This is a genomic window from Micromonospora sp. NPDC049903 (genome assembly GCF_044460945.1).
GTDB lineage: Bacteria > Actinomycetota > Actinomycetes > Mycobacteriales > Micromonosporaceae > Micromonospora.
Genome location: NZ_JBITKL010000003.1, coordinates 293,498 through 313,821, shown reverse-complemented (window position 1 = coordinate 313,821; position 20,324 = coordinate 293,498). Strand labels below are relative to the sequence as shown.

The 20,324-nt window shown below is 71.5% G+C and carries 19 protein-coding genes; 5 read left to right on the top strand and 14 right to left on the bottom strand.

All coding sequences use genetic code 11. From position 1 onward, the window contains the following. Positions 1-39: 39 nt before the first annotated feature. From ACIBO1_RS09185 to ACIBO1_RS09170, 4 genes are all read right to left on the bottom strand, one after another. Positions 40-675 carry a cellulose binding domain-containing protein gene (locus tag ACIBO1_RS09185; protein WP_396743037.1) on the bottom strand — a complete coding sequence of 212 codons (636 nt, stop codon included), beginning with the start codon at positions 673-675 and terminating at the stop codon, positions 40-42. A gap of 173 nt (positions 676-848) precedes the next feature. After that, positions 849-1,517 (bottom strand): hypothetical protein, encoded by a 669-nt coding sequence (locus ACIBO1_RS09180; RefSeq protein ID WP_396743034.1) that lies wholly within the window; start codon positions 1,515-1,517, stop codon positions 849-851. A 199-nt stretch (positions 1,518-1,716) separates the two neighbouring features. Further along, positions 1,717-2,106 (bottom strand): hypothetical protein, encoded by a 390-nt coding sequence (locus tag ACIBO1_RS09175; RefSeq protein WP_350696623.1) that lies wholly within the window; start codon positions 2,104-2,106, stop codon positions 1,717-1,719. 37 nt (positions 2,107-2,143) lie between these two features. Further along, positions 2,144-2,818 carry a hypothetical protein gene (locus tag ACIBO1_RS09170; RefSeq protein ID WP_396743031.1) on the bottom strand — a complete coding sequence of 225 codons (675 nt, stop codon included), beginning with the start codon at positions 2,816-2,818 and terminating at the stop codon, positions 2,144-2,146. Here ACIBO1_RS09170 and ACIBO1_RS09165 point away from each other — a divergent pair. Then, positions 2,817-3,017 carry a hypothetical protein gene (locus tag ACIBO1_RS09165; RefSeq protein ID WP_350696808.1) on the top strand — a complete coding sequence of 67 codons (201 nt, stop codon included), beginning with the start codon at positions 2,817-2,819 and terminating at the stop codon, positions 3,015-3,017. The genes ACIBO1_RS09170 and ACIBO1_RS09165 overlap by 2 nt on opposite strands. Positions 3,018-3,024: 7 nt before the next feature. Here the strand turns inward: ACIBO1_RS09165 and ACIBO1_RS09160 are convergent, their stop codons facing one another. Further along, positions 3,025-4,698, bottom strand: a complete 1,674-nt coding sequence (locus ACIBO1_RS09160; RefSeq protein ID WP_396743028.1) for a right-handed parallel beta-helix repeat-containing protein — start codon at positions 4,696-4,698, stop codon at positions 3,025-3,027. A gap of 421 nt (positions 4,699-5,119) precedes the next feature. Here ACIBO1_RS09160 and ACIBO1_RS09155 point away from each other — a divergent pair, with 421 nt between their 5' ends. Beyond that, positions 5,120-5,776, top strand: a complete 657-nt coding sequence (locus ACIBO1_RS09155; protein WP_396743025.1) for a C39 family peptidase — start codon at positions 5,120-5,122, stop codon at positions 5,774-5,776. Positions 5,777-6,085: 309 nt separating this feature from the next. After that, the gene (locus ACIBO1_RS09150; RefSeq protein WP_396743022.1) at positions 6,086-8,941 is read left to right on the top strand and encodes an aconitate hydratase; all 2,856 of its coding nucleotides are present in this window, start codon (positions 6,086-6,088) and stop codon (positions 8,939-8,941) included. Positions 8,942-9,022: 81 nt separating this feature from the next. Here ACIBO1_RS09150 and ACIBO1_RS09145 read toward each other — a convergent pair whose 3' ends face one another. From ACIBO1_RS09145 to ACIBO1_RS09115, 7 genes are all read right to left on the bottom strand, one after another. Continuing rightward, positions 9,023-9,628 carry a GTP-binding protein gene (locus ACIBO1_RS09145; protein ID WP_396743019.1) on the bottom strand — a complete coding sequence of 202 codons (606 nt, stop codon included), beginning with the start codon at positions 9,626-9,628 and terminating at the stop codon, positions 9,023-9,025. Continuing rightward, on the bottom strand, positions 9,609-9,995 hold the full coding sequence (locus ACIBO1_RS09140; RefSeq protein WP_350696614.1) for a DUF742 domain-containing protein: 387 nt from the start codon (positions 9,993-9,995) through the stop codon (positions 9,609-9,611). Before ACIBO1_RS09140 ends, ACIBO1_RS09145 begins: the two co-directional genes overlap by 20 nt. 5 nt (positions 9,996-10,000) lie before the next feature. After that, positions 10,001-10,450 (bottom strand): roadblock/LC7 domain-containing protein, encoded by a 450-nt coding sequence (locus ACIBO1_RS09135; RefSeq protein ID WP_396743016.1) that lies wholly within the window; start codon positions 10,448-10,450, stop codon positions 10,001-10,003. 59 nt (positions 10,451-10,509) lie between these two features. Beyond that, on the bottom strand, positions 10,510-13,035 hold the full coding sequence (locus ACIBO1_RS09130; protein ID WP_396743013.1) for a nitrate- and nitrite sensing domain-containing protein: 2,526 nt from the start codon (positions 13,033-13,035) through the stop codon (positions 10,510-10,512). A 95-nt stretch (positions 13,036-13,130) separates the two neighbouring features. Next, the gene (locus ACIBO1_RS09125) at positions 13,131-14,753 is read right to left on the bottom strand and encodes a prenyltransferase/squalene oxidase repeat-containing protein (RefSeq protein ID WP_396743010.1); all 1,623 of its coding nucleotides are present in this window, start codon (positions 14,751-14,753) and stop codon (positions 13,131-13,133) included. Then, entirely contained in the window at positions 14,750-15,607 is an 858-nt protein-coding gene (locus ACIBO1_RS09120; RefSeq protein ID WP_396743318.1) for a terpene synthase family protein, read from the bottom strand. Before ACIBO1_RS09120 ends, ACIBO1_RS09125 begins: the two co-directional genes overlap by 4 nt. Before the next feature lie 41 nt (positions 15,608-15,648). Further along, positions 15,649-16,986, bottom strand: a complete 1,338-nt coding sequence (locus ACIBO1_RS09115) for a cytochrome P450 (protein ID WP_396743315.1) — start codon at positions 16,984-16,986, stop codon at positions 15,649-15,651. Positions 16,987-17,469: 483 nt separating this feature from the next. Here ACIBO1_RS09115 and ACIBO1_RS09110 point away from each other — a divergent pair, with 483 nt between their 5' ends. Then, entirely contained in the window at positions 17,470-17,718 is a 249-nt protein-coding gene (locus ACIBO1_RS09110; protein WP_350696606.1) for a DUF2630 family protein, read from the top strand. An 81-nt stretch (positions 17,719-17,799) separates the two neighbouring features. Here ACIBO1_RS09110 and ACIBO1_RS09105 read toward each other — a convergent pair whose 3' ends face one another. Both ACIBO1_RS09105 and ACIBO1_RS09100 read right to left on the bottom strand, forming a co-directional pair. Next, the gene (locus ACIBO1_RS09105; protein WP_396743007.1) at positions 17,800-18,726 is read right to left on the bottom strand and encodes an RIO1 family regulatory kinase/ATPase; all 927 of its coding nucleotides are present in this window, start codon (positions 18,724-18,726) and stop codon (positions 17,800-17,802) included. Positions 18,727-18,884: 158 nt separating this feature from the next. Further along, entirely contained in the window at positions 18,885-19,559 is a 675-nt protein-coding gene (locus tag ACIBO1_RS09100; protein ID WP_350696602.1) for an HAD family hydrolase, read from the bottom strand. A 147-nt stretch (positions 19,560-19,706) separates the two neighbouring features. Here ACIBO1_RS09100 and ACIBO1_RS09095 point away from each other — a divergent pair, with 147 nt between their 5' ends. Further along, the gene (locus ACIBO1_RS09095) at positions 19,707-20,279 is read left to right on the top strand and encodes a helix-turn-helix domain-containing protein (RefSeq protein ID WP_350696601.1); all 573 of its coding nucleotides are present in this window, start codon (positions 19,707-19,709) and stop codon (positions 20,277-20,279) included. Positions 20,280-20,324: the final 45 nt, after the last annotated feature.

Sequence of the window (20,324 nt, the reverse complement as noted above, 5' to 3'; positions counted from 1 at the left end):
GATGAGATCGGTGGCGGCCCGCGACCGGCGGGCCGGGAGTCACCGACGACTACAGGCACTCCCTGAGACGGAGCAGTTCCTCGGCGAGGGATCGGCGAACTCGATGTGGAAGCGCAGCGCCACCGAGGCACCCGCCGACAGGTGGGGACCACTGCGATAGGTCAGCGTGCCCCGACGCCCGTCGAACGTGCCCTGCGGCACCCCTTCCAGCCACGCGGTCACCACCCGACCGCCCGCGTACTCGACCCGCGCCACCCACCCCAGGTCGCTGCGCGACGTGTTGCGGATCAACACCTCGGCGATGAAGCCGCCCTGGAAGGTGTCCATCACCCGGTACTGCGCCTCGATCGGTGCGGGCTTGGCCACCGGCGGGGCGCTGCTACGCGGCGGCGACGGCACCACCGGCGGCGCCTGCGGGGTCGACACAGTCGGCGGCGACGGCTCCGGCGAGGTGATGCCGGCCTCGCTCGGCGGGTCGGTCTTTCGCGGCGAGAGCCCGGGCACCGCCGGCGCCGGCGGACTCGCCGCCTCCCGTCCGGCCGAGGACGCCCGCTCGGGGATGGGTGGGGCGGCCGCCGGCCCCTGGGGCCCGGGATCGAACTCCGGGCCCGGTCCCCGGTACGCCCCGATCGCGATGACGAACAGCATCACCATGGCGAGCAGGCCGATCGACATCAGGATCCAGGGCGAGGACGCGACGGCGGGACCGGGTGATGGTGAGAGATGACGCGGAGCGCGACGCATACCGGACATGAATCTCCTCAGCGGGCAGCCGGGCAAGCGTAACGATCTTCAGCGAAAGGGAAAAGTCCCCAGGGATACACCGAACCGTCCTAACAGTACGGTCATCACAGGGCGCACGAGGAACCGTTGACCACACAGTGGGCGGGGTACTCGCCACCGCCGGTGCGGCTGAACCGCAGATCCACCGTCTGCTGCGCTCCGGCGGCGAGCTGCACCGTCCCACTGAGCAGGTACCATCCACCACCCTTGATGCTCACCGAGACGCCCGGTCCGCTGGAGGCACGGATCCCGGTCACGTCGCCGGTGAAGCGCAACTCGACCTGCCAGTCGCGCGACTCGGCGGTGCCGTTGCGCACCACCACCTGCGCGCGGAAGGAGTCCGGTTCGACCGCACCGCTCACCCGATAGCTGGCGGTGAGCGCACCCGGCGCGGCGGGAGACGCCGACGGGGCGGACGTCGGTCCGCTCGGCGACCGGCTGGCCTCCGACCGCCCAGCCGGGGAGGCGGTCCGCGACGGTGGAGTCGGCAGCGCCGACGATCCTGGCGTGGCGGACGTGGCGGCGCCATCCGGCGCCGGGCTGAGCCGTTCCGGACCGGACGGGGCAGACGTGGCCGGGTCCGATGTGGACGATGTCGGCAGCGCCATCGCCGGCCCGGGCTTCCACGACGACGGCTGCTCCGGGCCCCGGAAGGCCAGCGCCGCAACCACCAGCAGCACCGCCAGCACGCCGACACCGACCGAGACCACCACCCAGGGGGCCGAAGCGATCATCCGCGGAAGGGCCCGCCGACGGGCCGTCTCCGTGGTCTCGGCACCCGACGGCCGCACTGCCATTGAGGTCCCCCCTCGTCGCACCGACGCGACAGCCTAGTCACGGCGGCAGCGGGGAGCGAAACGGGTGGGGGCGGGTCGTCCGACCCGCCGGGCCAGGTCCCCGGGACGGCCGGGCACGACGGCCCGCGCCGCGAGGTCAGCCGGTACGGATGACGGTGCAGATGACCGGACCCTCCGTGGCGGCCCGCAGCAGATAGCGGTACCGCTCGCCGGGCACCTGCCGGCCCTGGCTGTCCAGGAACTCCCACCGCACCGCCACCTCGGTCAGCAGCGCGGAGACCTGCTGCACCTCCTCGATGTCGGCGTGCGCGGCGACCAGCTCACGCTCGGCGTAGTCGGGAGCGGCACCCACGAAGGACAGCGCCACCGCCGCCGGCGAGGTGAACGAGAAGCTGTAGGTGTCGGCGACCACCAACCCCGGCAGGGCGTAGCAACCGGCGATCGCGGGCAGGTCGCCGACGGTCAGGGCCACGCCGTACCGGTCGAAGAACTCGGTGAGCGTGTCGAGATCGGTGGAAGCATTCACGTCGCATGCAATTGCCGCCACGCCGGTCGGCGAAACCTCAGCGCTCCGGGATCCGCACCTCGATCTCGCTGCCCAGCCGGGCACCGCCCTGCAGGCCGAGGTCGTCACCGCTCCAGAACCGGCCCGGGTCGTACCAGTTCGGCCGCTTGCCCGGCGGCAGCAGGCCCATCGCCTCGTAGGTGACCGCGACGACCTCGGCGCAGTACGCCGTCTCCAGGGTCCGTTCGCGCTCCAGGGTCCGCTCGCGGTCGGTACTCGCCCGCTGCCGCCGTGGTACCGGCAACCGCACCGCCGGCACCCGTCCCCGCATCCACCGCCAGGCGAGCTGCGCCGTCGACGGGAACGGCGTGCCGTCCAGCCGGGCGATGGTCCGCAGCACCGACCGCTCCATCTCGGCGTCCACCGGTGGGTCGAGCTGACGCAGCCAGGCCCGCTGGCCGTACCGGTTGGCCCAGACGCAGACCGCGTCGCGTAGGTCGTGCAGTTGCACCCCGCGCTGATGGGCGCCGGTCCACATGTCCGGCAGCGACCGACCCAACTCGGCGTGCCACATCAGCGGCGGCATGTCGTCCAGCACGACCGCCATGCCCACGTGGTTGACCGGGCTGTTGGTGATCGACTGGATGGCGCGGTCGGGCACGCTGCGGCCGCGGAAGACCCACACGTCACCGGTACGCGTCAGCTCCACCGCCTCGTCCAGGCTGATGCTCATGAAGGACTACCCTATGCGGATGCGGCAACGGATGCGGTGGTGGAAGGTCCTCGGGTTGGCCGGTCTGGCCGGGGTCGCGGCCTCCGGCGTGGTCATCGCCCGGGCGGAACGGCGACGGCGCGCGTACACCCCGGAGGAGATCCGGGCCCGGCTGCGCGACCGCCATGCCGAGGCCGCCGCGCCCGACGACGCGGGCTGAGACCCGCTCAGTCGATCTCGACGTGGTTGCGGTCCCAGCGACCGCCCACCGGCGGACTGTCCAGCCGCAGCGCGCTCTCGGCGTTGCCGGCGAGGTCGTTCTCCTCGACCCGGCAGGACACGCAGGAGCCCCGCTCGGTGATCCACAGCCCGTGCGTCTGCGTCGGCTCCTCGCTGCTGTCCCAGATCCGGTTGCCGCGCACCGACGCGGAGTCGAAGTGCGCGTTGACCACGATGCCGGCCCGCACCGGCGCCGCCGCCGGCAACTCGTACGCCGTACCCGGTGCCGGGACGTCCTGGTTCCACGCGGTCGCCGCGTCCGGTCGCAGTTCGGCCAGGTCCAGGTCGGTGTCGCTGTTGCCGACCACCACCGCCACCCGGGAGCCCACCCGTAGCACCTTGCCCCGGTGCCCGTTGGTCGGCCAGTTCGCCGACCGGTCGGTCACCGCCCGACGGGCGTAGCGCACCGACTCACCGGAGCCGGTCGACGCCGGGGCGCACTGCCGACCGTTGTTGCGGATCCGGTTGTCCACGATGGCCGCGTCGACCATCGGCCGGTCGATCCGGATCGCGTCCAGACCGTTGTCCCAGAACCCGTTGTCGCTGATCACCACGTCCGACGACGGACCCTGGTAGCCGGCGCCCAGATCGTGCTGGTGATAGCCGTACCAGCCGTTGCCGCTGATCCGGTTGCCCCGGATGGCGTACGGCCCGGGGGTGTTGCCCATGCTGATCCCGTCGCGGACGTTGCGGTCGATCACGCAGTCACTGAGGATCCCGCCCCGACCGGCGATGCCCGCCGTGCCGTTGGCGGAGACGTCGAAGCCGGCCTCCAGGTTCCCGGTGATGGTGCAGGCCGAGACGATCAGCCCGTCGGCACCCCAGTCGGAGATGCCGAACCGGTTGGCCTGGCTGTGGCAGCCGATGATGCGGTACCCGCGCGGGGGCGTCCAGTACGACTTCTGCAACTCCAGGAAGATCCCGTTGGTGCCGTTGCCGAGGGTGGTGCAGTTGGCGATCGTGCAGCGTTCCACCTCGCCCCAGCCGCCGATCCCGATGCCGATGCCCGCGCCACCCATCTCCTCGCCGTTGTCCAGCCGGCCGCAGCCGACCACCACGACGCCGTCGATCAGGCTGTCCTGAAGGAAGTCACACCCCAGCCCGGTGGCGCCGGTGTGGTGGATGTAGAGGTTGCGGAACACACCCCGCACCACGTACTGGAGACCGAGGCCCTTGGCGAGGTAGTTGTACTCGGCCATGGCCACACCCGAGCCGTCGATCTCGAAGTCGGCGAAGGTGCAGTCGGCGATGTGCCGGTCGCGGTCCGCGCCGTGCTGCACGGTGGTCCAGAAGGCCAGCGGCGTCGGGTCGGCACGGTTGCCCTCGTTGCTCAACAGGAACCGGGTCGCGCCCGGCCCCGCGCCGATCAGTGAGACGCCGCTGCGCCAGACGGTGCCGGCGTCCCGGATCGAGTAGATCCCCGGCGGGCAGTAGATGACCCGGGCCCGGCCGTCGGCGGCGTACCCCTCACCGAGCCGGTCGACCAGCGCGGACAACGCCGGTTGGTCGTTGGTGACACCGTCACCCCGGAGGCCGAATTCGTGCGCGTCGCACCAGAGCGGCGCCCCGGCGACCGGGGACAGTCGCTCCCGTGCGGCGATGTACCGGCTCTCCTGCCACACGACGCGCTCCCCTGAAGTCGACGGCCTCCTCGCGAGCCGGGTGCTTTCCCGCTCCGATGCCCCGGAAACGCGGCCTGTGCGATGTCGGAGGTCTGCCCGCGCACGGCGACGACGACGCGTACGCCCGAAAGTTCATGCCCTTTTGTCCGTTTCGTCGCCGACCGTCGCCTCGCCATGGCCGCCCCGATCGCGGAATCATCGGCCCGGGCCGGGGGTTGTACATGGCATGACCGCGACGCCTCCCCCGGCGCCGCACCCCGGGACCCGGGTCGGAATGACCCCGCACCCCCCGGCGTTACACCTGGCCCGGACGTCGTAGCAGTCCCCACCGCGCGGACGCCGACGGACCCGGGACATCCCCCGCGGCACCCGTCCCCCACGGGAGATCGCCGCACACCCCCGACGAAAGGTTCAGATCATCATGCGTACCACCATGCTGCGCAAGACCGCTCTGACCATCGCCGCTGCCGCCGCCACCGCCGGAGGCATCGCCGCACCCGCGATCGCCGCCCAGGCCACCCCGGGCGTCCAGGCCGTCGCCGTGCAGGCCGACCGTAAGGGCCACAGCGAGCGTCAGCTCGACGTCCGCTACGAAGCCCAGCCCAACTTCTACTACTGCGGCCCCGCCGCCGCCCGCAACGCCCTCAGCGTCCAGGGCAAGAACATCGACGTCCACACCATGGCCAAGGAAATGGGCACCACCGAGAACGGCACCGACTCCATCAACGACATCACTCCCGTCCTCAACCGCGAAACCGGCAAGAACGCCTACAAGTCCGTAGAAATCAGCACCCCCACCGCCGACAGCCGCCAGACCGACAAGCTCCGCGACGACATCGTCCGCACCATCGACAACGGCCACGCCGTAGTCGCCAACATCGCCGGCACCACCACCGACACCAACGGCACCACCCACAGCTTCGAAGGCGGCCACTACATCAGCGTCACCGGCTACACCAACAACGGCGACACCGTCACCATCGCCGACTCCGCCAACCCCAACCAAGCCCGCTACGACCTCCACATCGACGACCTCGCCAACTGGATCGCCACCCGCGGCTACGCCACCACCTCCTGACACCACCACACAACGGCCGGCCCCCACACAGGGGGCCGGCCGTCGTGGCATGCAAGGAAGGGACCCCTACCAACGCCTCCTGCATAGCAAGGGACCCCTCCTAAACACCCGTACCGCACCCACACCCACACCTGCGCCGACGCCGGCACCCACGCCCGCGTCACGTCCACTCCGTGACGCAGGGTTGCACTCATAGCAAGACGGACGTACGGTTTTGTTGACAGCGCGTATCGGCGGTAAGTGTTGCCTAACCACGGCGGCCCTCCGGCCGGTGCGACAGACTGCTCAGGACTACTCACGGTCGCTGGTGTGAAGGAGTACGACGTGGCGAGCCTCGACACCTTCGGTGCGAAGACCCAGCTACGCGTCGGAGACGCGAGCTACGAGATTTTCAAGATCAGCCAGGTGGAGGGCCACGAACGGCTCCCCTACAGCCTGAAGATCCTGCTGGAGAACCTGCTGCGGACCGAGGACGGCGCGAACATCACCGCCGAACACATCCGCCAGCTCGGCGGGTGGGACCCGACCGCGGACCCCAACGTCGAGATCCAGTTCACCCCGGCCCGGGTGCTGATGCAGGACTTCACCGGCGTACCGTGCGTGGTCGACCTGGCCACCATGCGTGAGGCCGTCCGCGACCTCGGCGGCGACCCCACCAAGGTGAACCCGCTCGCCCCCGCCGAGCTGGTCATCGACCACTCGGTGATCGCCGACCTGTTCGGCCGTGAGGACGCCTTCGAGCGCAACGTCGAGCTGGAGTACGCCCGCAACAAGGAGCGCTACCAGTTCCTGCGCTGGGGGCAGACCGCGTTCAACGAGTTCAAGGTGGTGCCGCCCGGCACCGGCATCGTGCACCAGGTCAACATCGAGTACCTGGCCCGCACGATCATGGAGCGCGGCGGCCAGGCGTACCCGGACACCGTGGTCGGCACCGACTCGCACACCACGATGGTCAACGGCCTGGGCGTGCTCGGCTGGGGCGTCGGCGGCATCGAGGCCGAGGCGGCCATGCTGGGCCAGCCGGTCAGCATGCTGATCCCCCGCGTGGTGGGCTTCAAGCTCTCCGGCGAGATGCCGGCCGGCACCACCGCCACCGACCTGGTGCTGACCATCACCGAGATGCTGCGTAAGCACGGCGTGGTCGGCAAGTTCGTCGAGTTCTACGGCCCCGGTGTGAGCGCCGTGCCGCTGGCCAACCGGGCCACCATCGGCAACATGTCCCCGGAGTACGGCTCCACCGTCGCGATCTTCCCGATCGACGCGGAGACCGTCCGCTACCTGGAGCTGACCGGCCGGGACCCGCAGCAGGTCGCGCTGGTCGAGGCGTACGCCAAGGAGCAGGGCCTCTGGCACGACCCGTCCGCCGAGCCGCAGTACTCCGAGCACCTGGAACTGGACCTGGGCACCATCGAGCCCTCGCTCGCCGGACCCAAGCGTCCCCAGGACCGGGTGCCGCTGGGCAGCGCCAAGACGCTGTTCCGCGGCGCACTCACCGACTACGTCGCGGCCGACGAGACCGGTGGCGACCCGGGTCGCCGCCCCGGCGTGCCGCAGCAGGACAAGCCGTTCGGCACGGCGGGCCCGGCCGACGAGGCCAGCGCCGAGTCCTTCCCGGCCAGCGATGCCCCGGCCAACGAGGTCAACGACCCGGCCGACGCCCCGCGTGACCTGGTGACCGCCGCCGTCGGCTCCGGCGGGCGGGCCAGCAACCCGATCCGGGTCACCGGCACTGACGGCAACGAGTACGAGCTGGACCACGGCGCGGTGGTGATCGCCGCCATCACCTCCTGCACCAACACCTCCAACCCGCAGGTGATGATCGGCGCGGCGCTGCTCGCCCGCAACGCCGTGGACAAGGGCCTGAACCGCAAGCCGTGGGTGAAGACCACCCTCGCGCCGGGCTCGAAGGTCGTCATGGACTACTACGAGCGGGCCGGCCTCACGCCCTACCTGGAGAAGCTCGGCTTCCACCTGGTCGGCTACGGCTGCACCACCTGCATCGGCAACTCCGGTCCGCTGCCGGAGGAGGTCTCCGCCGCGGTGAACGAGGCCGACCTCGCCGTGGTGTCGGTGCTCTCCGGCAACCGCAACTTCGAGGGCCGGATCAACCCCGACGTCAAGATGAACTACCTGGCGTCCCCGCCGCTGGTGGTGGCGTACGCCCTCGCCGGCACGATGGACATCGACCTGGCCAACGAGCCGATCGGCGAGGACAGCGCGGGCCAGCCGGTCTACCTGCGCGACATCTGGCCGAGCAGCGCCGAGATCCAGGACGTCATCGCCTCGGCGATCGGCGCTGGCGGGTTCAGCTCCGCATACGCCGACGTCTTCGCCGGCGACGAGCGCTGGCAGTCGCTGCCGACGCCGACCGGGGACACCTTCGCCTGGGACGGCGAGTCCACCTACGTGCGCAAGCCCCCGTACTTCGAGGGCATGCGGCCCCTGCCGGCGCCTGTTCTCGACATCGGTCCGGCCAGGGTGCTGGCCAAGCTCGGTGACTCGGTGACCACCGACCACATCTCCCCGGCCGGCTCCATCAAGGCCGACTCCCCCGCCGGCGAGTACCTGGCCGGGCACGGCGTGCCGCGCCACGAGTTCAACTCGTACGGCTCGCGTCGGGGTAACCACGAGGTGATGATCCGGGGCACCTTCGCCAACATCCGGCTGCGTAACCAGCTCGTCCCAGGGGTGGAGGGCGGCTTCACCGTCAACCACCTGACCGGCGAGAAGACCTCGATCTACGACGCCTCGGTGGCCTACCAGGAGGCCGGCATCCCGCTGGTCATCCTGGCCGGCAAGGAGTACGGCTCGGGCTCGTCGCGGGACTGGGCGGCCAAGGGCACCATGTTGCTGGGCGTCAGGGCGGTCATCGCCGAGTCGTACGAGCGGATCCACCGCTCGAACCTGATCGGCATGGGTGTGCTGCCGTTGCAGTTCCCGACCGGCGAGAGCGCCGACTCGCTGGGGCTGACCGGCACCGAGACGTTCACCGTCACCGGTGTCACCGCCCTCAACGACGGCTCGATCCCGCGTACCGTGCGGGTCAGCACGGACAGCGGCGTGGAGTTCGACGCGGTGGTGCGGATCGACACCCCGGGTGAGGCGGACTACTACCGGCACGGCGGCATCCTGCAATACGTGCTGCGGCGCATGATCGCCAGCTGAGGCGACGAACTGCCGAAGGGCTCCCTCCCCGGTCGGGGAGGGAGCCCTTCGTTCGTCCGGCCGAGGGCGCTGGACACACCGTCACTCGACGGCGCGGCCACGGGCCTCCCGGATCTTCATCGCGTGCTCCACCACGGTGATCAGCACCTCTTTGACCGACTCCCGGTTGCGGGCGTCGCAGAGCAACACCGGCACCTCGGGATCGAGGTTCAGCGCGGCCTGCACCTCGTCGAGACGGTACGAGCGTGACCCCTCGAAACAGTTCACCGCGACCAGGAACGGCGTACCCCGCCCCTCGAAGTAGTCGATGGAGGGGAAACAGTCGGCGAGCCGACGGGTGTCCGCCAGCACCACCGCGCCGATGGCACCGAGCGCCAGTTCGTCCCAGACGAACCAGAACCGGTCCTGGCCGGGCGTGCCGAACAGGTACAGCACCAGGTCCTCGCTGACCGTGATCCGGCCGAAGTCCATCGCCACCGTGGTGGTCTGCTTCGCCTCGACGCCGGAGAGGTCGTCGATGCCGACCCCCGTCTCGGTCAGCACCTCCTCGGTCCGCAGCGGGCGTGTTTCACTGACCGCCCCGACCAGCGTGGTCTTGCCGACCCCGAAGCCGCCGGCGACCAGGATCTTGATCGCTGTGGGCAGGGCGACCGCTCCCGGCGGCCGCTCAGAGTGCCCGTAGTCCATTGATAACCGCCTCGAAAATGCTGTGGTCGGGTATGCCGACGGTGGTGTGCGGCTCGCGGATCTGCACCAGGCTGCGTGCCACCAGATCGCCGAGCAGGACCCGCACGGTGCCCACCGGCAGGTCCAGATGTGCCGCGATCTCGGCCACGGACTGAATCCGCTGACAGAGGCCGACGATCGCCAGGTGTTCCGGGCCGAGACCGATCTCCGGGGAGACGTCCGAGCGGGTCGCCGTCACCAGGGAGATCAGGTCGAACGTGCCGGTGACCGGACGGGCCCGGCCGCCGGTCACCGCGTACGGACGGACAACCGGACCGGCATGGTCGTCCACCCACTGGTGGTCCGCGGACTCTCCCTGCACCGTCATCCGGGCTACTTCTCCCCGCCGGTCTGCTCGGCGGACCGGGACGGCGACGCGACGTACTTGCCGACCCTGGTGACCAGCATCGCCATCTCGTACGCGATCAGACCCACGTCGGCGTCCTCGGAGGCCAGCACCGCGAGACAGGCGTTACGGCCGGCGGCTGTGACGAACAGGAAGGAGGACTGCATCTCGATGATCGTCTGCTGGACCTGCCCGCCACCGAACCGCTTGCCCGCACCGCGGGCCAGGCTCTGGATACCGGCCGCCATCGCTGCCAGGTGCTCGCCGTCGTCGCGGCTGAGCCCCTGCGACGAGGCCATCAGCAGACCGTCGGCGGACAGCGCCACCGCATGTTCGGCCTGCTTGACCCGGCCGACGAGGTCGTCCAGCAACCACGTCAGGTCGGCACTCGAAGCCGTCTTCTGCGCCACTTCGTCGTCCTCTTCTCCCCGGCTCATCGCCGTGCTCATCTGGGCCTGACCAGCGCTGACCCGGGCCAACGGGCCAGCGACGCGGATCAGGTCGCCGGTTGGTCGGCGCCGTCGGAACCGTCCTCGGCACGCCGGCCGCCATCGAGCAACCTAGCGGCGTCGGAGCGTCCGCGCCGGGTGCCCGTCTGGTACGAACTCATCATGCGCCGAACCTGTTCTGGTTCGCGGATCACGTCTTCGCCGTCGTCGGCCGCCTCGGGCTCGTTGCGCAGCGCCGGGGCGAGACTGGCCTGTCGCACCCGGACCGGCAGGCCCGACTCGGTACGCCCCAGGTCGGACTCGGCCACCGTCGGCGTACCCGGCTCGGGCGAGGTCGCCGCCGGAACGGGCGGGCCCGTCGGCGCACCGGGCGCGACCACCGCGTCGGCCGGCGGGCGCGGCGGCCGGGCCGGGCCCTCGCCCGGCGCGGAGGTCACCGGCACCTCGATCGGGATGGTCGGGCCGTCCAGGGCGGACTGACCGGGCCGGCGGCGGGACCTGGTCGGCAGGACGGTGGTCTCCTCGACGGACTCCACCGACGGCTGCGCGACCGGTCCAGCGGCGGCTTCCCGTGCTGCGGTCGGCGAGGCCACCGCCACCGGTGCGGGTGACCGCTCGTCGCCGGCGGGGACCGCCCCGGCGGGCAGCACCGGAGCCTCGCTCCGCGTGGCCGGCGGCGGGACCGCCGGCTGTGCGCCGTCCACGGTGATCAGGTCGCTCGGGACCAGCACCACCGCGGTCGTCCCGCCGTACGGCGACTCCTTGAGGTGCACCCGCACCCCGTGCCGGTCGGTCAACCGGCTCACCACGTAGAGACCCAACCGGGACGCGTCGGCGAGGTTGAGTTCGGAGCGGTCGGTGATGCGGTGGTTGGCGGCGGCCAGGTCCTCCTCGGTCATGCCGAGGCCACGGTCCTCGATCTCGATGGCGAACCCGTTGGCGACCAGTTGTCCCCGCACCTCGACGGTGGTGTGCGGCGGCGAGAACGACAGCCCGTTCTCGATCAGTTCGGCGAGCAGGTGGATGACGTCACCGACGGCCCGCCCGGCCAGCGACACCCCGCTGATCGGGAGCACCTGGACCCGGGTGTAGTCCTCGACCTCACCGACCGCGCCACGGACCACGTCCACCATCGGCACGTTGCGGCGCCAGGCCCGGCCGGGCGTGGAGCCGGAGAGCACGATCAGGTTCTCCGCGTTGCGCCGCATCCGGGTGGCCAGGTGGTCGACGCGGAACAGGTCCTCCAGTTCCTCCGCGTCCTGCTCCCGGCGCTCCATCGAGTCGAGCAGGGTGAGCTGGCGATGCACCAGGGCCTGGGTACGCCGGGCCAGGCTGAGGAAGACGTCGCGCACCGCGCGGCGCAGTTCCGCCTGCTCCACCGCGGTCCGGACGGCCGTCTCCTGCACCACGTTGAACGCCTTGCCCACCTGACCGATCTCGTCGTCACCGAACTGCAGCGGCGGCGCCTCCTTGGCCACGTCCACCTGCTCGCCACGGCCGAGCCGATCCACCACGCTGGGCAGCCGCTCGTTGGCGAGCTGGAACGCGGCGTCCCGCAGGCGCTGCAACTGCTGCACCAACGCACGGGCGGTGGTGACCGAGACGACCACCGAGGCGATGACGGCGAGCAGACCGAGACCGGCGGCGAGCACCAACCGGATGATGACGCCGACGGCGACGGGGGTCGCCCGTTCGACCACGTCGTCACCACCGGCCAGCACGACGTCGCCGATCTCGATCAACGCCGGGCTCGTGGCATCGGTCCACGCCTCGGCGCTGAACGGCACCCGGGTGCTGTTCCCGGCCAGCATGACCTGGTTCTCCAGGTCGGTCAGTCGACGGAAGTTCGGGCCGGCGGACATCTGCTGGTAGCGCGTCTGGTCCGCCTGCGGCAGCCGGACGACCGCCTGGTCCGCGACGAACTGGCGGGCGCCGACGACCCGGGTGAACTCCGCTCGCTCGCTCGAGGTGATCCGACCGGCGGCCAGCACCCCGGCGAGCAGGGCGTCCTCCTGGGACAGCAGTTCCCGGGCCCGGTTGAGCTGGATCAGTTGGACGGTGTCCTCGGCGACCTGGTCGTCGTCGAGGTTGCCCAGCTCGTCGTAGACCTGATAGATCGACTCGATCACCTGGGTGAACGCCCCGCCGGCCTCGCTGCGGCCGATGTTGCGGCCGTCCACGGCCGCCCTGGTGTCCGACAACGCGGTGAGCCCACGGTTCAGCTCGCCGATCCGCTGGTGCAGGCCGTCGCTACCGAGCAGGCCGACCTGCCAGTGCCCGGCCGACTCCTTGAACTCGGCGGCCAGCTCGTCGGTGCGCTGACGCACCTGCACGAGCTCACCACGCCTGCGGTCCTCGGGCCGACCGAGGTACGCCAGCGAGGTCCGGCGTTCCAGCTGCAGCTGCAGCAGCAGTGGCTCGGTGGGATCGAACACCCGCACGTCCAGCGCCTGTACGCCGACCAGGTTGACGCCCTCGCGGACGGTCACCCAGGCGGTGAAGCTCCAGAGTGCCACCAGCGAGGCCAACAGGGCCACGACCTTGGTACGCAGATTCGAACTGCGGGAACCCATTACACCGTCCCTGGCCCGGAGCGAGTTGATCGGTCAGTCAGGCGGGCCACACACGCACCGACCCCGGCGCACGCTAACAGCGTCACCGTAGCAACTCAAGCGCTCGTGATCATGCCCTGGTGGGAGGCTTCGGCGCCCTCACCGCCACCGCCTGCCGCGCCGGATTCGAGCGCCAGACGCCGTGCCGCGAGCACCGCCGCGCGGACCACCAGGACCGGGGTGTAGAGGTCCTTGTCATGCCACAGTGGAGGATCACCGACGGCGTCGACCTGCAGATGTACCAGCGCCCGGGCAGCGGCCTGCACCACCTCGGGCCGCCGGTCGCCCGCCCCGAGCAGGACCTGCACCGCGTACGCCGTCTCCTCCGTGGTGGTCGACCAGCGTCCCCAGCCGCCGTCGTCGCGCTGGGTGGCCAGCACCCAGCCGACGGCCCGGTCGACGGCCTCCCCGGCGGCCTCCGGCGGTGCGTGACCGGCCAGCGCCAGGGCCGCGCAGGAGGTGGCGTAGTAGGGCGAGGCGTGCCAACGGTCCGTCCAGTGGCCGTCCGGCTGCTGCACCTCGCGCAACCAGCCACCGAGGGCGGCCACCCGGGCGCCGTACCGGTTCGCGCCCTCGCGGGTGTGCCGGGCGTGCCAGCCCAGCGCCTCCAGCACGTGCGCGTTGGTGGTGATCGAGTCGCCGTCCTCCCCGCGCCAGGTGCAGAAGTGACTGCCGAGGTCGTAGCGGAACAGACTGGTCGGGTCGACCGGCCGGCCTAGCCGGGCCAGGGCGTACAGGGTGGCCGAGGTGGTGTCCGCGTCGGCCGGCAGCCCCGGCCCGGTCGCCGCGCCGTCCGGTCCGAGCGCGGCGGCCAATCCGGCCACCACCGCCGGCGACGGTCGGACCGGTATCCCCGCCCGGATCAGCGTGCCGAGCGTCCAGGACCGCTCGAAGACGCTGATCGGGGTGCAACACGGCACCGGGCCGTCGTGCCGGGCCACCACCTCGTCCAGGTACGCCCGCGCGGCCCGGTCCGGCGCACGCCGGTGGTTGAGCCACCCGGCCGTGGCGGCTGGTGAGGCGCCCACCGCGCCGTCGATCGGGCGGACCTCCTCGCGGGTCGCGGCGTTCGGCCCCAGCACCTCGTAGGCGTGCCACAGCTTGCGCGGCATCGGCCGGTCGGTGGCGAGCAACGCGGAGACCGCGTCGAGGCGCCGCCGGTCCACCCGGGGCAACGGATGCAGGCCGGGCAGTGCCGGGGCACCCCGGTCGCGTAGCCGGGTCAGGTGCGTGTCGATGCGACCGGTCAATGCCGGCACGATCAGGTCGGCCGCCGGGGTGTCCGGCAACGGCGCGCCGGCTCCCAGCCGCCGGGCCAGCGCGGTCAGCCCACGAGCGGCGGCGTCCACCAGGTCCGACGGTGCCGGGCCGGAACGGTCGGCCGGCTCGTCCCGGGCGAGGACCGCGACCAGGGCCTCGACGGCGCTCGCCGTCGGCACCAGACCGTACCCGCCGGGCAGACCCCAGGCGCCGTCCGGTCCCTGCTGACCGAGCAGGTACGCCAACCGCCGGCCGTGGCCACCGAGCCACGGGGCGTCGGCGACCAGGCGACCCGTCTCGTAGACCGAGGCACTCACCTGCCCGGCCGGTTCCCGGTCCAGGTCCGCGACCAGGTCGGCGGCCGCGTCGGTGACGCGCTGCGCCGTCTCCGGTGGCCCGGTGACTCCTGCGGCCGTCACGGCGTGCCCCAGAAGTCGGTGGACCGGTAGAAACCGCTGCTGAAGCCGATCTGCCGGGCCAGGTAGTCGGCCGCCACCGGGCAGTCGCCGCGGAGCGTCGCGAGCTGGTCCCGGGCCTCGGCGACCAGCTCGGCGATCCGCTTCTCCACCTCGGCGCGGGACACCAGCAGCAGCGCGTTGAGGTCACCCCAGCGCAGGTCGCGCTCGTACGTGCCGAGGTCGTTGACCAGGCGTAGGATCCGCTGCACCTGGTCGCTCGCGGCCAGCAGCGCGTCGAGGTGCGCCAGGGTGGCCGGATCGTCGGTGTGGATCCAGTGCACGACGTTGACCACGGTGCAGGCCAGGTTGGCGGCGTTGTCCAGGTACTCCGCGAACCCGGGCCGGGTGTCCGGCGACTGCTTCCAGTCCCACTCCCGGGCCATCGCGGCGAGCACCTTGCGGGTCTCCTCCCGCCAGCGCTCGCGGTGCGCGGCGAAGGCGGGCACCGTGGCGAGTTCGTCGCGCAGCTCGGCGAGGAAGGCACCGAGCTGGTCGCCCTCCTCGGGCGTCCCGCCATCGACCACTGCGAGGCAACGGGCGGTCAGCCGGTCGATCTCGTCGCGCGAGCGGGCCTCGTGGTCCACCAGCCAGTCCACGGCGAAGCCCCACAGCACCGCCCGGTTGGTGACCCGGAGCCGGTCGAGGGCGCACCAGGGCGCGCCGAAGGCGATCGCCATCGCCACGTTGCCGAACAGCGTGGCGTCGAAGGGCCGGGCCGGGAACAGCTCGGGGTACGCGGCGGCGACCGCCGCCAGGTCGCGCTGACCCTTCGCGGCGAGGGCGCAGATCCGGCCCTGTTCGGCGGCGTCGGTCATCTGGTCGCCGGAGCCGACCGGCGACACCTCGGTCCGGGAACTCACGCCGCGACACCCTGCGCGGGCCGCAGGACCACCTCGACCGGTTCCAGGGGACGCAACGCGGCGGCCACCTTGATGCCGGGTACGGCCGGACGGCACAGCCGGAACCGGAACCGGCTCAGCAGGCCGGCCACGATCAGCGTCGCCTCCAGATAGAACAGGTGCATGCCCAGGCACTGGTGCGGGCCGCCGCCGAACGGGAAGTGCGTGTACCGGTGCCGCTGTCGGGCCTGTTCGGGCCGGAACCGGTCCGGGTCGAAGACGTCGGGTCGCTCCCAGAACATCGACATGCGGTGGGTGATCAGCGGGCTGACCACCACAGTGGAGCCGGCCGGGATCCGGACCCCACCGATGACGTCCTCCTCGACCGCGTTGCGGGGGAAGAGCCAGCCGATCGGATAGAGCCGGAGCAGCTCGTCGAGCACCTGCCGGGTGTAGCGCAGGTCGCGCAGGTGTTCCTGGCGTACCGGCTGGCCGCCGACCACCTCGTCGATCTCGGCGTAGAGCCGGGCGGCGATCTCGGGGTTGCGCTCGATGTGCGGCCACAGCCAGGTGAGGACGCTGATCGTGGTCTCGGTGGTGGTGGCCACCATCGCCACCGTGTCGTTGCGGACCTGCTGCTCGTCGAGTCGGCCACCGCCCTCGGTGCGGCCCCGCCACAACGTGCTGATGATGTCGTCGGCGTCCTCGGCGGTCTCGTGGCGGGCGGCCCGCACGGTCGGCAGCAGCAGGTCGTCGATGAGCTGTACGGCCCGGCGGAACGTCCGGTCACCGGGCATGGGCGCGGCCAGCGGCGCCCACGGCATCAGGATGCGGGGCATCACCGAGCGGGCGATGTCGTCCTGCGCCTGCATGATCCGCATCGCGTCGGGCACCGAGATCCTGTCCGCGAAGAAGACCCGCATGATCGCCGAGCAGACGATGCGGGCCTGCACCGTGCCCATGTTGACCGGTCGACCGGTACGCGCCGGCTCGGCCAGCTCGTCAACGGCCTCCTCGATGGCGAGGGCGAGGCGGTCGACCATCGCGTCGATGCGGCGGGCGGTGAACAGCGGCTGGAGGATCTGCCGGCTGTCGGCCCAGTGTTCGCCGTCGCTGAGGATGCCCTCGCCGAACAGCCGCTTCAGCGGGCGCCACTGCAGACCGTCGCCGGCGCGCACGTAGTTGCCGGAGCGTTCGCGTAGGACCTGTTGCAGGTGCTCGGGGTGGGTGACCAGGTACGGGCGCAGCGAGCCGAGGTTGAGCCGGACGACCTCACCTGCGGAGCGTTCGCCGAACTCGACGAGGGCGCGGGCCGGATCACGCAACAGGTTCGGTAACGTGTACCGCAGCGGGATCGATGCCGGTCTCCGGGTTCGGGCGCAGTTCACGTCGTCGGCTCCCAGTTGGGCGGGCCCCGGGGGTGAGGGGCGTTACTCTTCGAAATGCCACGATTGCGATGAGCATGACATTGCCGTAGCACTCCTCACTAGTCACGCACCGAGAAATCTTCATGGTCGACATTCCCGCCGTCCACAACGGAGGCATGGCGTACCGGTCAGGTGCACGAGGGACACCGCACTCCTCCCGTACTCCCTTCCACCGCTCATCGCGCCTGATCAACACCGGTCCACGCGGCCTCGCCCCGAGTGCCGACCCACGCCGAGGCGAGGCACTCCCGAACCCCGCCGCCCCTCTCAGGTGATCTTCGTCATCCCTGCTCACATCAGAGGTACGGAACCCGTGGCAGCGATCGGCCGACCGGGCGGGCAGGCCCCTCGGCGCGGTCCCGCCGCGAAGAACCCGGGCGCGGCCGGGCCTGCTGTGCCAGGCTCAGGGGCATGGACGACACGACCATCCTGAGCCGGATCTCCGATCTGGTCGACGAGGAGCACCGGCTGCGCGCCGAGGCGCAGGCCCACGAGGCGGGCACCGACGACGAGGCCCGTGCCCGGCTGCGTGAGCTGGAGGAGTCCCTCGACCAGTGCTGGGACCTGCTCCGCCGTCGACGCGCCGCGCGGCAGGCACACGGCGATCCCGACGCCCAGGGCGCACGCCCGGTGCCCGAGGTCGAGCGGTACCTCCAGTAGGCACCCGCCGGGCTCCGGGCAGCGGCGGAACCGCCACCCGGAGCCCGTCGTCCGGCCCGACCGACGGCCGAGGCCGGACCGTCAGCGCAGACCGGCCTCGCGGGCCAGCAGATCGGTCAGAGCGTCCGGCTCCTGAGGCAGGCCCCGGGCGGTGAACCAGGTGGCGACGACCCGCACGTCCCGGGCCAGGAATTCCCGCCCCTGTGGGTTCGCCACCACGTCGACCACCTGCGGCAGGTCGATCAGGACCAGCCGCCCCTCGTGCACCAGCAGGTTGTACGGCGACAGGTCACCGTGCGCGTACCCGGCGCGGGCCAGCACCACCAGCGCGTCGACGAGCTGCTCCCACAGCCTGCGCAGCTCGCCCGCCTCGGGACGCAGCTCGGCCAGCCGGGGCGCGGCCCGCCCCTGGTCCGGGTCGCCGAGGAACTCCAGCATCAGCTCGGTGCCGCGCAACTGCACCGGGTACGGCACGGCGACCGTGCCGAACCGTTCGCCGATCTCCCAGAGCCGGGCCAGCGCGGCGAACTCGGCCGCCGCCCACTGCCCGGCGACCATCTGCCGGCCGAACGCGGTCCGCCCGGTCATCGCGCGCATCTCCCGGGACCGGCGGACCCGCCGTCCTTCGAGATATCCGGCGTCGCGGTGGAAGAGCCGGTGTCGGGGATCGCGGTAGCGCTTCGCCGCCAGCAGGCAGGCCCGATCGGTCTCCGGTACGGCCCGGCGGACGAGGTGGACGTCGGCCTCCTTGCCGGTCTTGAGCACCCCGAGTTCGGTGTCCTTGGCGGCCAGTTCGGTGACCAGCCACGCCGGATGGGGTTGCGGGCCGTGCACCGCGTCGTCCCAGGAGGACCAGACCTCACCGGTCTCCGGGTCGGGCTCGTCGTCCGGGTCGGTCGGGGCGGGGCCGGACGGCCGCCCGCGCTTCAGGAAGTGTGGTTCGTCGTCGTCGAAGCGGCGCTTGCCGCGGGCTCGGCGCTCCGGCACCGAGGAGTCGTGATCGCGCACTGCGCTGGTCGTCCCTTGTTCGAGGTGGATGGAGGCAGGAATTGACCTGCGAGAACGGCCATGACCGACCTCCTCTCCTCGACCGGGCGCACGCCCGGCAGCACGATGCGCGGACCATGCTCGTCGCGTCGCCCCGCCGGGGCAACCCGTTTTCGACCTCAGGCGCGGGTACGCCCCGCCGCGCCACCCGTGGCGCCCATGATCGCGGCGATGGCGGCGATCACCGTGTCGACGGTGACCGTCGGGGCGAACCGGGCGTCCGTCCAGGGCCGACCCCGGTGCAGCCAGACGCTGGGCAGCCCGACCGCGGTCGCGCCACCGATGTCGGCCTCCGGGCCGTCGCCGATCACCCAGGCGCCGCGCAACGGCATCCGGGCCCGTTGTGCGGCCAGCGCGAAGATCCGGGGGTTGGGCTTGCTGACCCCGGCCTCCTCGGAGATCACCCAGTCGGCCACGTACCGGTCCAGGCCGGTACGCCGGATCTTGGTGTCCTGTAGGCGGACCGTGCCGTTGGTGACCACCACCGGCATCCAGCCGGCGTCGTCGGCGATCCGCAGCGCGCAGGCGACCAGCGGATCGAGCCGGGTGAACTCGACGATGCCCTCGTGCAGCTCCTCGACCAGATCGATGGAGGGGATCCGCAGGCGGTAGCGGTCCCGGATGGCGTCCGCGACGTCCCATCGGTCGGTCAGCCCGTCGGCGTCTATCGACAACAGCCATTCGATGTCGTGCGCGGGCGCACCGATGCCGTCGAGGAAGCGCTCTGCCCAGGTGCGGAACGGCCCGGCCCGGTCGAGCAGGGTGTTGTCCAGATCCAGCAGGAGCAGTGGCACTCGGGCACCTTACGGGAATCCGGTACCCGCCCGACAGGGCCGGAGGTTACGCGGTGATGTCGTACCGGCACTGACCCCGACCAGAACCCGATTTCCAAGCCGTACGTACGGTTTGCGTTACCCCGGGTGAGCTGACACGATCGTGACGTGCCCAGAGTAAGTCAGGACCAGCTCGACGCCCGTCGACACGAGATCCTCACCGCCGCGCGCGCCTGCTTCGCTCGGCACGGCTACGAGGGCGCCACCGTGCGCCGGCTCGAAGAGGCGACCGGGCTGTCCCGAGGGGCCATCTTCCACCACTTCCGGGACAAGGACTCGCTCTTCCTGGCCGTCGCCGAGGACGACGCGGCGACGATGGTGGAGACCGTCGCCCGCAACGGTCTGGTCCAGGTCATGCGGGACCTGCTCGCCCGCGCGGTCTCCCCGGACACCACCGGATGGCTCGGCAGCCAACTGGAGGTCTCCCGACGGCTGCGGACCGACCCGGCCTTCGCCAAGCGGTGGGCCGAGCGCTCGGCGGCCATCGCCGAGGCCACCCGGGACCGCCTGTCCCGGCAACGCGAGGCCGGAGTGCTGCGCGAGGACGTACCCATCGACGTGCTGGCCCGCTTCCTCGAACTCGCCTACGACGGCCTGGTCCTGCACCTGGCCATGGGACGACCCGCCGGGGACCTCGGCCCCGTCCTCGATCTGGTCGAGGAGGCCGTCCGTCGCCGCTGAACAGTCGGTAACGGCCCGATAACCCGGCTGTCCCGGCCTCGGCAC